15 protein-coding genes are annotated in these 16,585 nt (G+C 47.6%); 11 read left to right on the forward strand and 4 right to left on the reverse strand.

Features of this window, described 5'->3' with window-relative positions; genetic code table 11:
• Window positions 1-88: 88 nt before the first annotated feature.
• Window positions 89-1,117: a hypothetical protein gene (locus tag QUA62_RS07045; RefSeq protein WP_006633357.1), complete on the forward strand. Its 1,029-nt coding sequence runs from the start codon at window positions 89-91 to the stop codon at window positions 1,115-1,117.
• Between the two features lie 60 nt (window positions 1,118-1,177).
• Here the strand turns inward: QUA62_RS07045 and QUA62_RS07050 are convergent, their stop codons facing one another.
• From QUA62_RS07050 to QUA62_RS07060, 3 genes are all read right to left on the reverse strand, one after another.
• The gene (locus QUA62_RS07050) at window positions 1,178-1,426 is read right to left on the reverse strand and encodes a transporter suffix domain-containing protein (protein ID WP_190658766.1); all 249 of its coding nucleotides are present in this window, start codon (window positions 1,424-1,426) and stop codon (window positions 1,178-1,180) included.
• 244 nt (window positions 1,427-1,670) lie between these two features.
• A complete protein-coding gene (locus QUA62_RS07055; protein WP_333214856.1) occupies window positions 1,671-2,489 on the reverse strand; it encodes a carbohydrate ABC transporter permease in 819 nt (272 codons plus the stop codon).
• Between the two features lie 235 nt (window positions 2,490-2,724).
• Window positions 2,725-2,916, reverse strand: coding sequence for a hypothetical protein (locus QUA62_RS07060; protein ID WP_333063540.1), 192 nt, complete (start codon window positions 2,914-2,916; stop codon window positions 2,725-2,727).
• Window positions 2,917-2,986: 70 nt separating this feature from the next.
• Here QUA62_RS07060 and QUA62_RS07065 point away from each other — a divergent pair, with 70 nt between their 5' ends.
• From QUA62_RS07065 to rdgB, 7 genes are all read left to right on the forward strand, one after another.
• Window positions 2,987-3,679, forward strand: a complete 693-nt coding sequence (locus QUA62_RS07065) for an aldehyde oxygenase (deformylating) (RefSeq protein WP_190738253.1) — start codon at window positions 2,987-2,989, stop codon at window positions 3,677-3,679.
• Between the two features lie 149 nt (window positions 3,680-3,828).
• The gene (locus QUA62_RS07070; RefSeq protein ID WP_006633353.1) at window positions 3,829-4,854 is read left to right on the forward strand and encodes a long-chain acyl-[acyl-carrier-protein] reductase; all 1,026 of its coding nucleotides are present in this window, start codon (window positions 3,829-3,831) and stop codon (window positions 4,852-4,854) included.
• A 252-nt stretch (window positions 4,855-5,106) separates the two neighbouring features.
• Window positions 5,107-6,087: an acetyl-CoA carboxylase carboxyl transferase subunit alpha gene (gene accA / locus QUA62_RS07075; RefSeq protein WP_333403230.1), complete on the forward strand. Its 981-nt coding sequence runs from the start codon at window positions 5,107-5,109 to the stop codon at window positions 6,085-6,087.
• Between the two features lie 243 nt (window positions 6,088-6,330).
• Entirely contained in the window at window positions 6,331-7,056 is a 726-nt protein-coding gene (locus QUA62_RS07080; RefSeq protein WP_333403231.1) for an SDR family oxidoreductase, read from the forward strand.
• Between the two features lie 111 nt (window positions 7,057-7,167).
• Window positions 7,168-7,902 carry a GTP cyclohydrolase I FolE gene (folE, locus tag QUA62_RS07085; protein ID WP_333403232.1) on the forward strand — a complete coding sequence of 245 codons (735 nt, stop codon included), beginning with the start codon at window positions 7,168-7,170 and terminating at the stop codon, window positions 7,900-7,902.
• Window positions 7,903-8,115: 213 nt separating this feature from the next.
• Window positions 8,116-9,540, forward strand: a complete 1,425-nt coding sequence (locus QUA62_RS07090; protein ID WP_333403233.1) for a phosphoglucomutase/phosphomannomutase family protein — start codon at window positions 8,116-8,118, stop codon at window positions 9,538-9,540.
• Between the two features lie 213 nt (window positions 9,541-9,753).
• Window positions 9,754-10,341 carry an RdgB/HAM1 family non-canonical purine NTP pyrophosphatase gene (gene rdgB, locus QUA62_RS07095; protein WP_333403234.1) on the forward strand — a complete coding sequence of 196 codons (588 nt, stop codon included), beginning with the start codon at window positions 9,754-9,756 and terminating at the stop codon, window positions 10,339-10,341.
• Window positions 10,342-10,497: 156 nt separating this feature from the next.
• On the opposite strand, the gene QUA62_RS07100 is transcribed toward rdgB, so the two are convergent.
• Window positions 10,498-10,836 carry a P-II family nitrogen regulator gene (locus tag QUA62_RS07100; protein WP_006633346.1) on the reverse strand — a complete coding sequence of 113 codons (339 nt, stop codon included), beginning with the start codon at window positions 10,834-10,836 and terminating at the stop codon, window positions 10,498-10,500.
• A 353-nt stretch (window positions 10,837-11,189) separates the two neighbouring features.
• On the opposite strand from QUA62_RS07100, the gene QUA62_RS07105 reads away from it, so the two are divergent.
• The 3 genes from QUA62_RS07105 to QUA62_RS07115 all read left to right on the forward strand — a co-directional run bounded on the left by QUA62_RS07105 (window position 11,190) and on the right by QUA62_RS07115 (window position 16,456).
• The gene (locus QUA62_RS07105) at window positions 11,190-12,488 is read left to right on the forward strand and encodes an MFS transporter (RefSeq protein WP_190658754.1); all 1,299 of its coding nucleotides are present in this window, start codon (window positions 11,190-11,192) and stop codon (window positions 12,486-12,488) included.
• 386 nt (window positions 12,489-12,874) lie between these two features.
• The gene (gene ilvB, locus QUA62_RS07110) at window positions 12,875-14,710 is read left to right on the forward strand and encodes a biosynthetic-type acetolactate synthase large subunit (protein ID WP_333289197.1); all 1,836 of its coding nucleotides are present in this window, start codon (window positions 12,875-12,877) and stop codon (window positions 14,708-14,710) included.
• 195 nt (window positions 14,711-14,905) lie between these two features.
• Complete coding sequence (locus QUA62_RS07115) at window positions 14,906-16,456, forward strand: serine/threonine-protein kinase (protein WP_333403235.1); 1,551 nt, start codon at window positions 14,906-14,908, stop codon at window positions 16,454-16,456.
• Window positions 16,457-16,585: the final 129 nt, after the last annotated feature.

The following is a 16,585-nucleotide window of genomic DNA, read 5'->3' on the forward strand; positions in this document are numbered from 1 at the left end:
CTACCTTACCGCTACATATAGCGTCTCAACTGTCAACCCGTGCAAGTTCCAAATTAAACCGGCTGTTGCACTACACAATTTTTTCCTAATGGCTGAAGTCCCCCTAAATCCCGCAGAACTTGCAGAAGCCCTCAACGGCTTTACCGATATCAATTTCCAATTGCCAGACCCCGAAGACGAACAAATACCAGAGTTTGATTTTGAAAATCAGGTTGACAATGCCTGGAAAGTGTGCGATCGCTTCGACTTGCAAACCGACATTTGGCGGGGACGCATTCTCCGAACAGTCCGAGACAGAGAAAAAAAAGGCGGCGAAGGACGCGGCACAGGCTTTTTGAACTGGCTCAAAGAAAGAGAAATTGGCAAAAGTCAAGCCTATTCTTTGATAGAATTAGCTAATAGTGCCGATACTCTGATCCAGCAAGGAGATTTAGACCCAGATTCCATTAGAAACTTCAGCAAAAGAGCCTTTGTAGAAACCGCCAAAGCATCTCCCGAAGTCCAGCAAATGGTAACAGATGCAGCAGCAAATGGCGATCGCATCACCCGCCGCGAAGTCAAACAACTATCCGACGAATGGATGGCAATGAACTCAGATTTATTGCCAGAAGAAGTCAAAGAAAAAGCATCTACCGGTTCTCTCCCTTCCCGCTACCTCGCTCCTTTAGTCAAAGAAATGGAGAAACTCTCCCCATCTCACCAAAGCGAAATTCAAAAAGAAGTAGCAGAAAATCCCGACGTAGATACTGTCAAACAGCTAACATCCGACGCCAAGAACTTATCAAAATATCTCGACGCCGCTGCCCAAGTGCAAGCTCTCAATCAGTCTCATTTAGACATGGAAATGGCCTTAGAAGAATCTTTGCGAGTAGGCTGTTTGGGAACTACCGCCGACGTTGTAAAACAAGCCGCCCAGCTCGAACAAACCGTAGTCAAACTATACACGATTTGGAAGCGTTTAGGCAGTTTGGCAGATAGATTGTACGTGGATACAGGAGCAAGCACACCCAATTTGCGGTTGCTTTTGGGATGCTTGGACACTCTTTCGGGAGAAAAGATTGAAGTGGATTTCGGAGACGGAGAACGCTCTATTCGCTTGCAAATTTTTAGCGAATAGCTCAACCTTGACCGCAGATAAGCGCCAACATCCAGGCTCATTATCTGCGTCGAACCCTGTTCATCTGCGGTTAAAATTTCTGAGTTTTTTCCAAAGATAGCGGGGATGCAAATAACGCCGATATTTGGTAACTACTTCTTTCCCCAACAGCACTACGCTAATCCAAAAACAAACTTCCGCCCCAACAGCCAGAACGACAGATAAAGTAGTTTTTTGGGTAATGTCCAGCGGCAGGAATGGCACAACCAAAAAGATTGCCAGCCACGGCAAAAAAGATATGACAAATAAAAACAAACCGAGCTTTTGCATAGATACACATAATAATACAGCTTTGATATTCCCTTTATCTCTTAGTCCACTTGGAGTGAACTTCGTTTGTATAGTAGCGAGTTCAATCGCCGAGTGACTACAAATTCACATCTTGTACCAATGTCAGCAACAGGCAAGATGCCTGTTCCACAAATACTAAATGTTCTTGTGGAACAGGCATCTTGCCTGTTCTTGAGAATGGTTCCACAAATGACTACAAACTTAATTGCCAAGCATCTCCACCTCAATTCTTAATCCCCGTCGCCGCAATCCCTCTAATAAACTGCCGTTGACCGGCCAAAAACAGCAACACCACCGGCACAGTTCCAATTACCACCGCCGCCATCAACAACTGCCAACTGCTAGTAAACTGTTCCTGAAATTCCGCCAGAACCAACTGCACAGTCCGCAACTCCGGTCGCGTCGTAAACACCAGCGGCTTAAACAAATCGTTCCACTCCCCGATAAAAGTAAACAAAAACAGCGTCACCAAAGCAGGGCGGGCCAAAGGTAACATCACCTGCCACAAAACCTGCCAGCGGTTAGCCCCATCCAGCATTGCAGCCTCCTCCAACTCCACCGGAACAGTCATAAAATACTGACGCAGCAGAAAAATCCCAAAACCGTTAGCCGCCGTAGGCAAAATCAGCGCCCCGTAGGTATTCAGCAGATGGCCCCACTTCAAAACCATGAAAATGGGAATCACCAAAAGCTGAAACGGAATTACCAGCGTCGCCAAAACCCCCAAAACAATCGCCTGTCGCCCCCGAAACTTCAGCCTGGCCAAAGCATAACCGGCCAAAGCAGAAGTCACAACCTGAAAACCCGTCACTGCCAGCGCCACTAGAGTAGAATTAAGGAATGCCAACAAAAAATTGCCCCGTCGCCAAGCCTCCTGATAGTTCGCCAAAGTCAAGCCTGTGGCCTTGACACCAACACCAGATGGTGACAGCGAAACCAAAAATACAGCAGCCAGCGGCAGCAGCACCAGCGCAGCCCCCGCCAGCAACAAAATAAAACTCAGCAGTTCCAGCGATTGAGACCTGTCAAAGGATTTACCCATAAATTTGTGAATTAACCTAAAATAATAAGCCTGTGAGGTTCTACAACCCGATCGCCTCCCAGAGGATTCCCATACAACAACATAATATGTCGTAGAGGGAAAGAAGGAGTACCAAGCGAGAAAGTTGTGGTTAGGATATAATGTTACAGATAGAGTTGGTACTGTAAAACCCTTAAAGGTGGAGACATAGACCGTATTTCTATCATCTATTTCCGGGCACAAGATCGACTAACGACTAATTCAAGTAATTAGTAAATAGATAGCATTCTAGCGATAGTCTTTCTGGAGTGTTCGACGGCAAAAGTCCGGCCAACACGCTGAGGACGCCAGTTTTTCCCGGAACGTCAAAGAAAAGTTCTTTGTCGAAAGAATCCTCAGCTATAATCTCTGATTTAGATGGGGTGCGTTCAAAAAAGGTAAAGTGCACTGTCACTGACCCCCAATTTTAAAGGGGTTTCCAAACATCCCACAAGCTTATATGAGGAGAATACATATCTATGCCCCAGCTTGAGGCCAGCCCAACAATTGACTTTCAAACCGAAACTTACAAAGATGCTTACAGCCGCATCAACGCCATTGTGATAGAAGGCGAACAAGAAGCTCACGACAATTACCTGACACTGGCCGAACTGTTGGCGGACAAAAAAGCAGAGTTAGTTGGCTTGTCCAAGATGGAGAACCGCCACATGAAAGGCTTCCAAGCTTGTGGCCGGAATCTTAAAGTCACGCCCGACATGGCATTTGCCAAAGAGTTCTTTTCGGAACTGCACAAAAACTTCCAGACGGCAGCGGCCCAAGGTCAGATTGTAACTTGCTTGTTGATTCAATCGCTAATTATCGAGTGTTTTGCGATCGCAGCTTACAACATCTACATCCCCGTCGCCGATGACTTTGCTCGCAAAATCACCGAAGGCGTCGTCAAAGAAGAATACAGCCACCTCAACTTTGGGGAAGTCTGGCTGCAAGCTCACTTTGAGGAATCCAAAGCTGAACTAGAAGCCGCCAACCGCCAAAACCTGCCCATCATCTGGAAACTGCTAAACGCTGTCGCAGACGATGCCCGCGTCTTGGGAATGGAAAAAGACGCTTTAATCGAAGACTTTATGATTGCCTACGGCGAAGCTCTAGGCAACATAGGCTTTAACAACCGCGATATCATGCGGATGTCAGCACAAGGCCTCGCAGCCTAGTTAATTCGGAAATAAGGAATGGGAAAAAATTTAAAAATTTAAAAATAAAAATGGGATAACTCATTTTAAAATATAAATTTTTAATCTTCCCATCTTCCATCTTCCATCTTTCATCTTCCACCTTCCATCTTCCTTCATTTGACAACTTAATGTTTGGTCTAATCGGTCACTTAACCAGCTTAGAACACGCCCAATCAGTAGCTAACGAGCTGGGCTATCCAGAATATGCCGATCAAGGTCTCGATTTTTGGTGCAGCGCACCGCCCCAAATAGTTGATCATATCACGGTAACAAGCATCACTGGACAAAAAATAGAAGGCCACTATGTGGAGTCCTGTTTTCTGCCAGAAATGCTCGCCACTCGCCGGATTAAAGCAGCCACTCGCAAAATCCTTAATGCGATGGCACACGCTCAAAAACACGGGATTAACATCACTGCTTTAGGCGGCTTTTCTTCGATCATTTTTGAGACTTTCAACTTGCAGCAAATTAAGCAAATTCGCAATCTCAAGTTGGAGTTCGAGCGCTTCACCACTGGTAACACTCACACGGCTTATATCCTCTGCCGCCAAGTAGAAGAAGCAGCCCCCAAATTGGGGATTGAACTTTCAAAAGCCACTGTAGCCGTTTGCGGTGCTACTGGCGATATTGGCAGTGCTGTCTGTCGCTGGCTGAATGTTAAAACAAATGTAGCAGAATTGTTGCTCATTGCCCGCGACAAAGAACGATTGCAAGATTTGCAATCAGAATTGGGGCGAGGCAAAATCATGGATTTGGAAGAAGCCCTGCCCCAAGCGGATATTGTAGTGTGGGTAGCCAGTATGCCAAAGGGAGTAGAAATTGACCCTAAGACATTGAAGCAACCCTGTTTATTGATTGACGGTGGCTATCCGAAAAATTTGGCAACTCAGGTTCAGCATCCCGGAATTTACGTACTAAATGGCGGGATTGTGGAGCATTCCCTCGATATTGAGTGGAAAATTATGAAGATTGTCAATATGGATGTACCGGGCCGACAGTTGTTTGCGTGTTTTGCCGAATCAATGCTGCTGGAATTTGAAAAATTGTATACCAATTTTTCTTGGGGCCGGAATCAAATTACGGTGGAAAAGATGGAGCAAATCGGTCTTATTTCTGTCAAACACGGTTTCCGACCTTTATTAATGTCAGTTTGATGTTAAGAGTCAACAGTTAAATTGGAAATTTTAACTGTTGACTCTTTCGTTGGCATCGGAATAATATGTTTCGGAGTGCAGCGCGAGCTTCCGGATAGCTATATGATAATTATGATGTGACCAAATTTGATATCATACAAAATTTAAAACCCAAAGTTGGCAATTTTTCCGTCTTTTTTACTATCCCCATACAGGGTAGGATCGGAAAATAGTCGATCGACAAAACCTCAAAACCTTATAGAAATTATCAGCGTGGCAAACCCCGACCGCAAACCACTACTCCTAGATTTTGAAAAGCCGCTGGCGGAACTAGAAACCCGAATTCACCAGATCCGCGAACTCGCCGAAGAAAACAGCGTCGATGTTACCGACGAAATTCGCAAACTCGAAGCTCGCTCGACACAACTGCGACAAGAGATTTTCAGCAGCTTGTCCCCCATGCAGCGGCTGCAACTCGCCCGTCACCCGCGCCGCCCCAGCACCCTCGATTACATTCAGGCAATTAGCGACGAGTGGATCGAGCTTCACGGCGATCGGCGCGGCGGAGACGACCCGGCCCTCGTCGGCGGAATTGCCCGCATAGACGGGCGTCCCACAGTCATCATCGGCCATCAAAAAGGCCGTGACACTAAAGACAATATCGCCCGCAACTTCGGCATGGCTGCTCCCGGCGGCTACCGCAAAGCCCTGCGGTTGATGGAACACGCCGATCGCTTCGGAATGCCAATTTTCACGTTTATCGACACTCCCGGAGCTTGGGCGGGCTTAGAAGCAGAACAGCTCGGACAGGGAGAGGCGATCGCCTGCAACCTCCGAGAAATGTTTCGCCTCGACGTTCCCATTATTTGCACAGTCATCGGCGAAGGCGGTTCCGGCGGCGCATTGGGTATCGGTGTCGGCGAGCGGCTGTTGATGCTGGAACATTCTGTCTACACCGTCGCCACCCCCGAAGCTTGTGCGGCCATCCTCTGGAAAGACTCTGGCAAAGCTAGTTTGGCTGCAGAAGCCCTCAAAATCACCTCCTGGGATTTGAAAAACCTCGGCATTCTCGATCAAATAGTACCCGAGCCGATCGGTGGCGCTCACTCGAATCCCCTCAAAGCCGCTTCCATGCTCAAACAAGCTTTGTTGGAAAACTTAGCAGAACTCACACAGCTTACGGCTCAGCAGCGACGCGAGCTTCGATATCAAAAGTTTCGCCATATCGGTGTGTTCAGTGAAATTTCTGCTTGAGCCGATCAATTCAGAGTTATCAGTTATGTAGTGAACAATCTCTTAACTTCCAACTCATAACTGATAACTCACTATTCTGCGGATCTGTCAGCAGTGTTATAATTTCTCAGGTGACACGGCTTAACAGTTCTTAATGTTCATCTCATAATTAACTGTTATCACCCGCAGCAGACAGTTGTCTAATTTGCCTCAGAAGGCTGCAACGCTGTAGGGAGTTGCCGAGCGAAAGTATTAGGACACTGAATGAACCATCCAACAACAAAGCAGGCTCTGATAACGGGAGCCAGCAGCGGTATTGGCAAAGCGACGGCTCTAGCGTTCGCCGCCGAGGGCATAAATCTGGCATTAGTTAGCCGAGAGTCGGAAAACTTAGAAGCCGTTGCCGCAGCAGCCCGAGAAGTCGGAGTGAAAGCAGAAGCTTATCCCTTAGACTTAGCCAAAATTGAGCAAGTGCAAAGCAGCATCAGCGCGATCGCATCTCAATTGGGTTCCGTAGATATCCTGGTCAACAGCGCTGGCATGGGCTACACCGGCTCTTTAACGGAAACGCCGCTAGCCGAGTGGCAGAGCGTTCTAGACCTCAATCTGACTAGCGTTTGGCAGTGCATTTTAGGAGTTTTGCCCTCCATGCGCGATCGCGGATCGGGAATCATCATCAACGTTTCCTCGATCGCGGGCAGCCAAACCTTCCCCAACTGGGGAGCCTACTGCGTCAGCAAATTCGGTCTCATGGCTTTGTCTAAAACCTTAGCCGCCGAAGAACGGGCTCGCGGAATTCGCGTAACAGCAATCTGTCCGGGTTCTGTCAATACTCCCATGTGGGACACAGACACCGTGCACGCCGACTTCGATCGCACCGCCATGTTAACCCCAGAAATCGTCGCCCAATCAATTCTGCACGCAGTTCAGTTGCCAGCAAGTGCAGTAATTGAAGAAATCACGCTCATGTCCAACGCAGGAGTTTTGTGAACTTGAGATTTTAGACTGCTGGATTTTTCTCGAATTCAACAATCTTTGAATCTCTAGCTATATCCCCCAATCGAAAATCGAAATATCGATTCACCCTCACACCAAATTGTTATGACAATTGCATCTTCCGCCGATTCCAATGGCTCGAACTCACTCTCGACTGACAGCATGAAACTGTTACAAACCGCAGAAAACAACGCCCCGCGCATCCCAACCCGACCCGATCGCAATTCCTCGAACGGTCAAGAATCCAGCGTGCCCAAACCCTCAGAAGTAGGCCAAGAAGAAATGATGGAGGCCGTTCGCACAATACTGCTGGGAGTAGGAGAAGACCCCGAACGCGAAGGATTGCTCAAAACCCCGAAGCGGGTAGCAGAAGCAATGCGGTTTCTCACCAGTGGCTACAGTCAATCCCTCGAAGAACTCCTCAACGGCGCTATCTTTGACGAAGGTCACAACGAAATGGTACTGGTGCGAGACATCAGCGTATTCAGTATGTGCGAACACCATATGCTGCCGTTTATGGGCCGAGTTCACATTGCTTACATTCCTAACCAAAAAGTAGTGGGATTGAGCAAATTAGCCCGAATTTCCGAGATGTACAGCCGCCGGTTGCAGGTGCAAGAACGTTTGACGCGCCAAATTGCCGAAGCAGTTCAGACAATATTGGAACCGAAGGGAGTAGCTGTAGTAATGGAAGCCAGCCATATGTGCATGACGATGCGGGGCGTGCAAAAACCCGGTGCTTGGACGGTTACGAGTGCAATGTTGGGCGTCTTTCAAGATGAACAGAAAACTCGCGAAGAATTCCTGAATTTGATCCGCCACCAACCAGCATTCTTTTAATCATTAGTCATTAATCATTAGTCATTAGTCATTAGTCATCAGCCAATCACTTTTTGGCTGGTGGCTAGCAATCAAGTAATTTGGTCACTAGCCCCCAGATTCATCCGCAGTCGCAATTCCATAATCTAAAATCTAAAATCTAAAATCTAAAATCAGATGACGATCGACTAATAAACCCATAAAATAGACGGGTGACTCATGACTTGTGACTAAATGAATCCTATTAAATTCGGTACAGATGGCTGGCGCGGCATCATTGCTGACGATTTTACCTTCGATCGCGTAGCGTTAGTCGCTCCCTTAGCGGCACAAGTTCTCGCACAAACCGGCGGCAGCGATGGCAGCAGCGGTACCGTAATTGTCGGTTACGACCGACGGTTTCTGGCTGAAGAATTTGCCAAAACAGCGGCTGTTGCCGTCCAAAACGCAGGATTTGACGTGCTGCTTAGCGAATCCTACGCCCCTACTCCAGCTTTCAGTTTAGCTGCCAAACAATTAAATGCTTTGGGTGCGATCGTCCTGACAGCCAGCCACAATCCCGGCGCATATTTAGGGTTAAAAGTCAAGGGGGGATTTGGCGGCTCAGTTTCGCCGGAAGTTACTCAACAGATAGAAGCAAAACTCGACAATCCGGCGGCACTTTCAGCAACTCCCGGGAAATTGGAGAATTTTAATCCTTGGCCGGCTTACTGCAAAACATTGCGGGAAATGGTAGATATTGAGGCGATTAAAGAAGCGATCGCCAGCGGCAAAATTACAGTTTTTGTAGATGTAATGCACGGTGCCGCAGCCGGAGGATTAGCTCAAATTTTAGAAGAAACAGTGCACGAAGTCAACAGCGATCGAGATCCGCTGTTCGGTGGCGGTGCACCGGAACCTTTGCCGCGCTACCTGTCGCAGTTATTTCGGGTGATGCGTACTCACCAGCGAAAAAGTTCTGGTTTGTCGATCGGATTTGTATTTGACGGAGATAGCGATCGAATTGCAGCCGTTGACTCTAGCGGCAACTTTCTCAGTTCACAAATCCTAGTTCCCATATTAATCGAACATTTAGCAAAACGCCGCGGCTTGACCGGGGAAGTCATCAAAACAGTCAGCGGTTCAGATATAATTCCCAAAATTGCCAAGCTGTACGACTTGCCTTTATTTGAAACGCCGATCGGTTACAAGTATATAGCCGATCGAATGTTAACCACCCAAGTCTTAGTCGGCGGCGAAGAATCGGGAGGAATTGGCTACGGTACGCACATCCCCGAACGAGATGCTTTGCTGTCAGCGCTGTACTTGTTAGAAGCAGTTGTCAAATCCGGGGAAGACTTAAGCGAGATTTACAGCCGACTCCAACAAGAAACAAGCTTTACTTCAGCTTATGACAGAATCGACTTGCACCTAGCAAACATGGAAGAAAGGTCGCGTTTGCTGGGACTGCTGGAAAATCAACCTCTCACAGAAATCGCCTGCAAAGCAGTTGTAGATTGCAACAAAGTTGACGGATATAAATTCCGCTTAGCTGACGGAAGTTGGCTGTTAATTCGCTTTAGCGGAACCGAACCTGTGTTGCGGCTGTATTCAGAAGCGGCGACATTGAAAGAAGTTATGCAAAACTTAAACTGGGCGAAAAAGTGGGCGCATAATTAATCGGAGTTTTCAACCGCAGATAAACGCAGATAAAAATAGCTCAAATACTATCAGCGTTAAGCAGTGTTCATCCGCCGATATCTGCGGTCAAAAAATCCCATTATTTCCCAGCCTACAAGTAACAGACTCCCAACCAACCAGAAACCATATAACTTATTTGCGATCGTGCGACGTTTTTTTGTTAATATCAATCCGTAAGTTTTAATTGAAATAATGACCGATCGCAAATTGCTAGTTGTAGCTACGGGCAATCCGGGTAAACTCAAGGAAATGCAAGTTTATCTGCAGGATTTGGGATGGGAATTGGAACTAAAACCGGAAGAGTTGGAAATCGAGGAAACAGGCGAAACTTTTATTGCTAATGCTTGCTTGAAGGCATCTGAAGTGGCAAAAGCAACGGGCAAATGGTCGATCGCCGATGATTCTGGTTTAATGGTAGACGCACTCGACGGCCAACCTGGGATTTACTCCGCACGCTACGGCAAAACCGATGCTGACAGGATATCTCGACTTCTCAAAGAATTGGGAAGCGAACACAACCGGGAAGCACAATTTGTTTGCGCGATCACGATCGCCCGTCCCGACGGTACAATTGCCTTGCAAGTAGAAGGAATTTGCCGGGGCGAAATCCTGGAGACTCCTCGCGGTACGGGAGGTTTCGGATACGATCCCATTTTCTACGTACCCGCACAGCAACAGACTTTTGCCGAAATGACACCGGATATCAAGCGATCGCACTCTCACCGCGGCCGAGCATTCCAGGCTTTATTACCAAAAATGGCTAATATTGTCAACCCGTAATGCGGAAAAAAGCCAAAACATGGGGTAACTGTGGCATTGGATATTGACACTTAGGTATCAAAACTAAACAGGAAAGAGGTTTTTCGTTGGCAATGACCAGTTACCGATGACCAATTACCAATGCCCTGTTTGGCCAATGCCCAATGCCCCAGTATCTTAGATTGCCTCCAAGTTCTTTTCCCCAGTCCGAATCCGAATAATTTGTTCTACAGGAGAGATGAAAATCTTGCCGTCGCCAATCTCGCCCGTGCGGGAAGCCGCGATAATTTTATCAACCACCATGTCAACCTGATCGTTTTCCACAACAATCTCGACTTTGAGCTTTTGCAAAAACTCAACGGTGTACTCAGAACCGCGATAGCGTTCTGTCATGCCCTTCTGACGGCCAAAACCTCTAACTTCAGAAACAGTCATCCCCACAATACCAGCATTGACGAGTGCGATTTTCACTTCGTCTAGTTTAAAGGGGCGAATAATAGCTTCAACCTTTTTCAAGTTTCTCACTCCTAACAGTTAGTACCTTCGTTATATTACTTAATCGGCGTGACATCTTTTAATATCACGGCCAGCAGCAAGTATTTTGTCAAGTATATTACCCTATCTTGTACTCGCGATGAAATGCACGCCAACCTTTAACAATCTTCTCGGATTTTCCGGGCGAGCGGGTTCTCGGTTCCGGCTGATCGCGGTAGAGTTAAGAAGACTGCAGCAGCCGTCCCCCGCCGATCTGCTAAAACAGAAAAAGAACGCAGGAGACAGGAGTTTTCCGAGTTTCCGCTTTGCTATGTCAGATTTGCACGTATTGCTGAAAACTATAATTGCCAGAGGCGGTCAGTTAAACTATTCCTATGCACCCAGCCAGCCCTCCTCCTGACCGCAGCGGGCTTGATGCCCTACTGAGAAATCGCCCCTTCCTCGCCTTGTGGACGGGCCAGTTATTAGCCCAAGTGGCGGATAAAATCTTTTACGTATTGCTGATTATTCTACTAAAAACAGGCGACTACCTACCCTGGCCTGTTTCTTGGCAGCATTCGGGAAATTCTATGCTGTCAGCGGTGATGATCGCCTACACAGTGCCGGCGATCGTCTTTGGTTCCGCAGCCGGTATCGTCGTAGACCGCTTTTCCAAAAAGCAAATGCTGATCGCCTGCAATGTGATTCGAGCCGGGTTGATTGTAGCTTTGCCGTTTTTGCCCAAAGCTTTTGTGGTTTTGTTGACGATGACGTTTTTGATCTCTACCGTAACGCAATTTTTTGCTCCTGCAGAAGCGGCAGCCGTCCCCCTAGTCGTGGGGCGAGAGGGACTGATGTCAGCAAATGCTCTGTTCGCCTCGTCCACAATGGGCGGGATTATTATCGGGATGACGATCGGCGAACCGCTGTTTAGTTGGGTCAAACACAGCTTCGGATCAGCTTCTCAAGAGTTTTTGCTGGGCGGGTTGTACCTGATATCAGCAGGTTTGATCTATGCCATGCAGATCAAAGAAGGTCATGTCGGCAGCAGTGCCAAAAACGTCCATCCTTGGCAAGACCTCAAGGAAGGTTTGCGGTATGTGAAACACAATCACCTTGTCAGCAACGCGATGGTGCAGTTGACGATTTTGTATTCCGTGTTTGCGGCGCTTCAGGTGCTGGCGATCGCACTTTCAGGCAAAATAGGTCTCAAAGAAACTCAATTTGGCTTTTTGCTAGCTGCTGCAGGAGTCGGAATGGTCTTCGGCGCAGGCTTTTTGGGACACTGGGGCAGTCGGTTCCACCACAAACCTCTGCCGTTAATCGGTTTCTTGATGATGGGTTTTGTATTAGCAATGTTTGCCTTTACCCGACAGTTGTGGGTGGGATTCGGATTGAGTGCTCTGTTCGGTTTTGGTGCTTCGTTAATTAACGGGCCGATGCAGGCTCTGATTCAAGAAAAAACTCCAGAATCAATGCGGGGCAAGGTCTTTGGATTGGAAAACAATGCGATTAATATTGCTCTGAGCGTGCCTTTAGCGATTACCGGCCCGCTGACAGATGCTGTCAGCAAAGCCGTCCGATCGGATGACCTCGGCTTGCGGATCGTGTTACTGAGTTTGGGCTTTTTGGTCTCAGTGATGGGCATGGTAGCTTGGCGACATACCCGCAAAGTCTTGCAGGATGTTCTCTGAACTTTGGCAAGAAGGAAGAATGCAGACGTAAGGAAGAGGGAAGAAGAAGGAAAAGGGCTTTCTTTTCGCGATCGATCTCTAACATAGCAACCGCTCTGATGATTAGGACGTTCTTAATTGCTGAAACGATTGTTTTTCTTGTCGAATGCCGAATCACGAATGCTCTAAAAGGGTGATATCACGGTAAACCGGCATAGAAGCCGCGATTTGCTCTGTTTCTTTTCTTCCTCTGCTGTTCCACAATGTCTCGATCGGGCGAACCCTCTCCGATCGCGAAATCTTTCGTAAAATCTCACCACTTAAATTTTCATAGTTTCATTAATTAAGATTAAAGTAGTATAAAAGCTTTCATTAAAAATCATAATTAGTTTAAGGAAGGAAATTCTGTGCAACTAAAAACTAAAGTGACCATCAGACGTGCAACTGGTGGATTTGCTCTGATTGACAGCTTGATCCGCCACGGCGTCAAGCATATTTTTGGTTATCCAGGCGGCGCAATTCTGCCGCTTTACGACGAACTCTACCGCGCTGAAGAAACTGGCGCTATCAAACATATTCTGGTGCGCCACGAGCAAGGTGCTGCTCACGCGGCCGACGGGTACGCCCGCGCTACCGGACAAGTTGGGGTTTGTTTTGCTACTTCGGGCCCGGGCGCAACTAATTTAGTGACGGGGATTGCGACAGCCCACATGGATTCGATCCCGATGGTAATTATTACCGGTCAGGTTCCACGTCCGGCGATCGGCACTGATGCGTTTCAGGAAACAGATATTTACGGGATTACCCTGCCAATTGTCAAGCATTCCTATGTAGTGCGCGAGCCGGGAGATATGGCGCGAATTGTGGCTGAAGCTTTCCACATCGCGAGTACAGGGCGGCCCGGGCCGGTGTTGGTTGATGTGCCCAAGGATGTGGGTTTAGAAGAATTTGACTATCTGCCCGTGGAACCCGGATCGGTGAGAATTCCGGGCTATCGGCCGACGGTGAAGGGCAATCCCCGCCAGATTAATCAAGCGATTCATTTGCTGAAGGAAGCGAAGCGTCCTTTGCTTTATGTGGGGGGCGGGGCGATCGCCGCGGGGGCCCACGAGGAAATTAAGGAACTGGCCGAACTTTTCCAATTGCCGGTCACGACAACGCTGATGGGCAAAGGTTGCTTTGACGAAAACCATCCTTTGTCGGTGAAAATGCTGGGGATGCACGGCACTGCTTACGCTAATTTTGCCGTTACCGAGTGCGATTTGCTGATTGCTGTGGGGGCGAGGTTTGACGATCGCGTGACCGGGAAATTAGACGAGTTTGCCGCGCGCGCAAAGGTGATTCACATCGATATCGACCCGGCGGAAGTGGGCAAAAATCGCGGCCCTGATGTGCCGATTGTCGGAGATGTCCGCCATGTTTTGATCGATTTGCTGCGCCGCTGTCGGGAAACTGGAGTTTCGGGGAAGACCGGACAGACTGCGGAATGGCTGCACAGGATCGATCAGTGGAAACAGGACTATCCGTTAGTTGTGCCTCATTACCCCGACATTTTGTCTCCGCAACAGGTGATTTCTCAGTTGGCGACTCAAGCGCCGGATGCTTACTACACAACAGATGTCGGTCAACATCAAATGTGGTCCGCTCAATTCTTGAACAACGGGCCGCGCCGCTGGATTTCTAGCGCTGGTTTGGGCACGATGGGTTTCGGGCTGCCGGCGGCGATGGGCGCTAAAATGGCGCTGCCGCATGAGCAAGTGATTTGTATTGCTGGCGATGCTAGCGTGCAAATGAATATTCAAGAGCTGGGAACCTTAACACAATACGGCATTAATGTCAAGATTGTTATTGTAAATAACGGCTGGCAGGGAATGGTGCGGCAGTGGCAGCAGGCGTTCTACGGGGAGCGTTATTCGTCGTCGAATATGACTGTAGGGATGCCGGATTTTGTGATGCTGGCTGAAGCTTACGGGGTGAGAGGGATGCTGGTTTCGCGGCCGGAGGAACTCAAAGATGCGATCGCTCAAATGCTCGCCCATGACGGCCCGGTGCTGATGAACGTGAAGGTGACGAGGGACGAAAACTGCTATCCGATGGTAGTTCCAGGTAAGAGCAACGCTCAAATGGTTGGTTTGCCCGAACGCAGCAAGTTGCAATCTGCGGAGTTGGTTTATTGTCCGAGTTGCGGCGCGAAGAATGTTTCGAGCAATAAGTTTTGTCCTGAGTGCGGGACAAAAGTTTAACTAGGGACACGGCAATGCTTTGTTTGGCAGGGGTTTAAACCCCTGCCGATCTTTCGCGTTAAGCGGTTTTTCTGGTTAAGTTGACACGATGAAAGGCAATGCGATGTCCTTACCCGGATCTGCTGTTTCACATGGAACACCATGTCCGCTGGCATCGCATCGAGAGCTTTAATCTGTAATCTGCAAGCATATTTTATGAGCCAGTGTCTAAACCCGGATTGCCTATTCCAAAACCCGTCTGGCTCTACAAAATTCTGTCAAAAATGCGGGAATAAACTGCTATTGGGCGATCGCTACCGAGCCCAAAAAATTATTGGACAAGGGGGATTTGGGCGCACTTTTCTAGCTATTGACGAGTATAAACCCTCAAAACCTCCCTGCGTTATTAAACAATTTTACCCCCAATTTCAAGGCACTTCTAGTATCCAGAAAGCCACTGAGTTATTTGATCTTGAAGCAGTACGCCTAGAACACTTGGGTAAACATTCTCAAATTCCCGAATTATTAGCATATTTTAGTCAAGATGAACGGCAGTATTTAGTCCAAGAATTCATCGACGGTGAAAATTTAGCCCAAGCATTAAAATCTCAGGGATATTTTAGCGAAACCCAGATTCGCGACTTGCTTAATAATTTATTGCCAGTATTCGAGTTCATTCACTCCCGCCAAGTCATTCACCGGGATATCAAGCCAGACAATATTATTCTTAGGCAAGATGGGCAACTGGTTTTAGTTGACTTTGGAGCGGCGAAATATGCTACACAAAGTGTTTTATATGTAAGGGGGACGGTGATTGGAAGTGCTGGATATACGGCACCAGAACAAGCCAACGGCAAAGCTATTTATTCGAGTGATATTTATAGTTTGGGTGTCACTTGTCTGTGTCTGTTAACTCAAGTTGAACCGATTGATTTATTCGATGATAGCGAGTTTGAATGGGTGTGGCGAGAACACTTAAAAACATCTGTCAGTTCGGAACTGGGTCTGATTTTAGACAAAATGATCCAACCTGGTAGTAAGCGACGTTATCAATCTGCTACTGAAGTTTTGCAGGCTCTTGGTAGTCAATCACCTCAACCATCACCTCAACCATCGTCTCAACTACGACCTCAACCATCGCCTCAACCATTACCTCAACTACGACCTCAACCATCGCCTCAACCATTACCTCAACCATTACCTCAACCATTACCTCAACCATTACCTCAACTATCGCCTCAACCATCGCCTCAACCATCACCTCAAATACCTCCATCGGCACCAGACTCCCTTAAATCAGCGCGGGGTGTTGACTATACTCATCTGCGGGATTTATTGGTATCAGGGAAGTGGAAAGAGGCAGATGAGGAAACAGGAAAGGTAATGCTGAAAGCCGCTAAACGAGAGAAGGAAGGTTATCTTAGTAGGTACTCAATTGATATTTTTCCTTGCGATGATTTACGTACGATCGACCAACTTTGGGTAAAATATAGTCAGGGTAGTTTTGGCTTTAGCGTCCAGAAAAAAATCTGGTTAGAAGTTGGTGGTAAACTTGATTATGAGACTGAAAAAAAGCTAGGCGATCGCGTTGGTTGGCGAATTAGATGGGGAAGTAGATCGGGGTTGTGGTTAAGCTACAATGATTTAATCTTTAATCGGCAAGCATATCAAGGACACCTCCCAAGTGGTTGGTGGGTTACAACGAGTCTGGATAAATTTGGGGAGGGTTCTTCTCTCGCATCGAGAGTTGTAAGCTGTAATCTATAGCGATTTCAGCCTTTTTTCAAGTCTTTTTTATCGAACCTTATTTTTCCGAAATTTAGGGTGAGTTAGCGAAGTGTAACGCACCAATTATGTTAAAACATATACAGGTTAGATATGCGCTATTAAAATCTG

This window comes from Microcoleus sp. MON1_C1, from assembly GCF_036701945.1.
Taxonomy (GTDB): Bacteria; Cyanobacteriota; Cyanobacteriia; order Cyanobacteriales; family Microcoleaceae; genus Microcoleus.

Excerpts from the sequence above, each read along its gene's own strand:
- QUA62_RS07045 (WP_006633357.1), top strand. The coding sequence starts at position 89 with ATGGCTGAAGTCCCCCTAAATCCCGCAGAACTTGCAGAAGCCCTCAAC.
- QUA62_RS07050 (WP_190658766.1), bottom strand. The coding sequence starts at position 1,426 with ATGCAAAAGCTCGGTTTGTTTTTATTTGTCATATCTTTTTTGCCGTGG.
- QUA62_RS07055 (WP_333214856.1), bottom strand. The coding sequence starts at position 2,489 with ATGGGTAAATCCTTTGACAGGTCTCAATCGCTGGAACTGCTGAGTTTT.
- QUA62_RS07065 (WP_190738253.1), top strand. The coding sequence starts at position 2,987 with ATGCCCCAGCTTGAGGCCAGCCCAACAATTGACTTTCAAACCGAAACT.
- QUA62_RS07070 (WP_006633353.1), top strand. The coding sequence starts at position 3,829 with ATGTTTGGTCTAATCGGTCACTTAACCAGCTTAGAACACGCCCAATCA.
- QUA62_RS07080 (WP_333403231.1), top strand. The coding sequence starts at position 6,331 with ATGAACCATCCAACAACAAAGCAGGCTCTGATAACGGGAGCCAGCAGC.
- folE (WP_333403232.1), top strand. The coding sequence starts at position 7,168 with ATGACAATTGCATCTTCCGCCGATTCCAATGGCTCGAACTCACTCTCG.
- QUA62_RS07090 (WP_333403233.1), top strand. The coding sequence starts at position 8,116 with ATGAATCCTATTAAATTCGGTACAGATGGCTGGCGCGGCATCATTGCT.
- rdgB (WP_333403234.1), top strand. The coding sequence starts at position 9,754 with ATGACCGATCGCAAATTGCTAGTTGTAGCTACGGGCAATCCGGGTAAA.
- QUA62_RS07105 (WP_190658754.1), top strand. The coding sequence starts at position 11,190 with ATGCACCCAGCCAGCCCTCCTCCTGACCGCAGCGGGCTTGATGCCCTA.
- QUA62_RS07115 (WP_333403235.1), top strand. The coding sequence starts at position 14,906 with ATGAGCCAGTGTCTAAACCCGGATTGCCTATTCCAAAACCCGTCTGGC.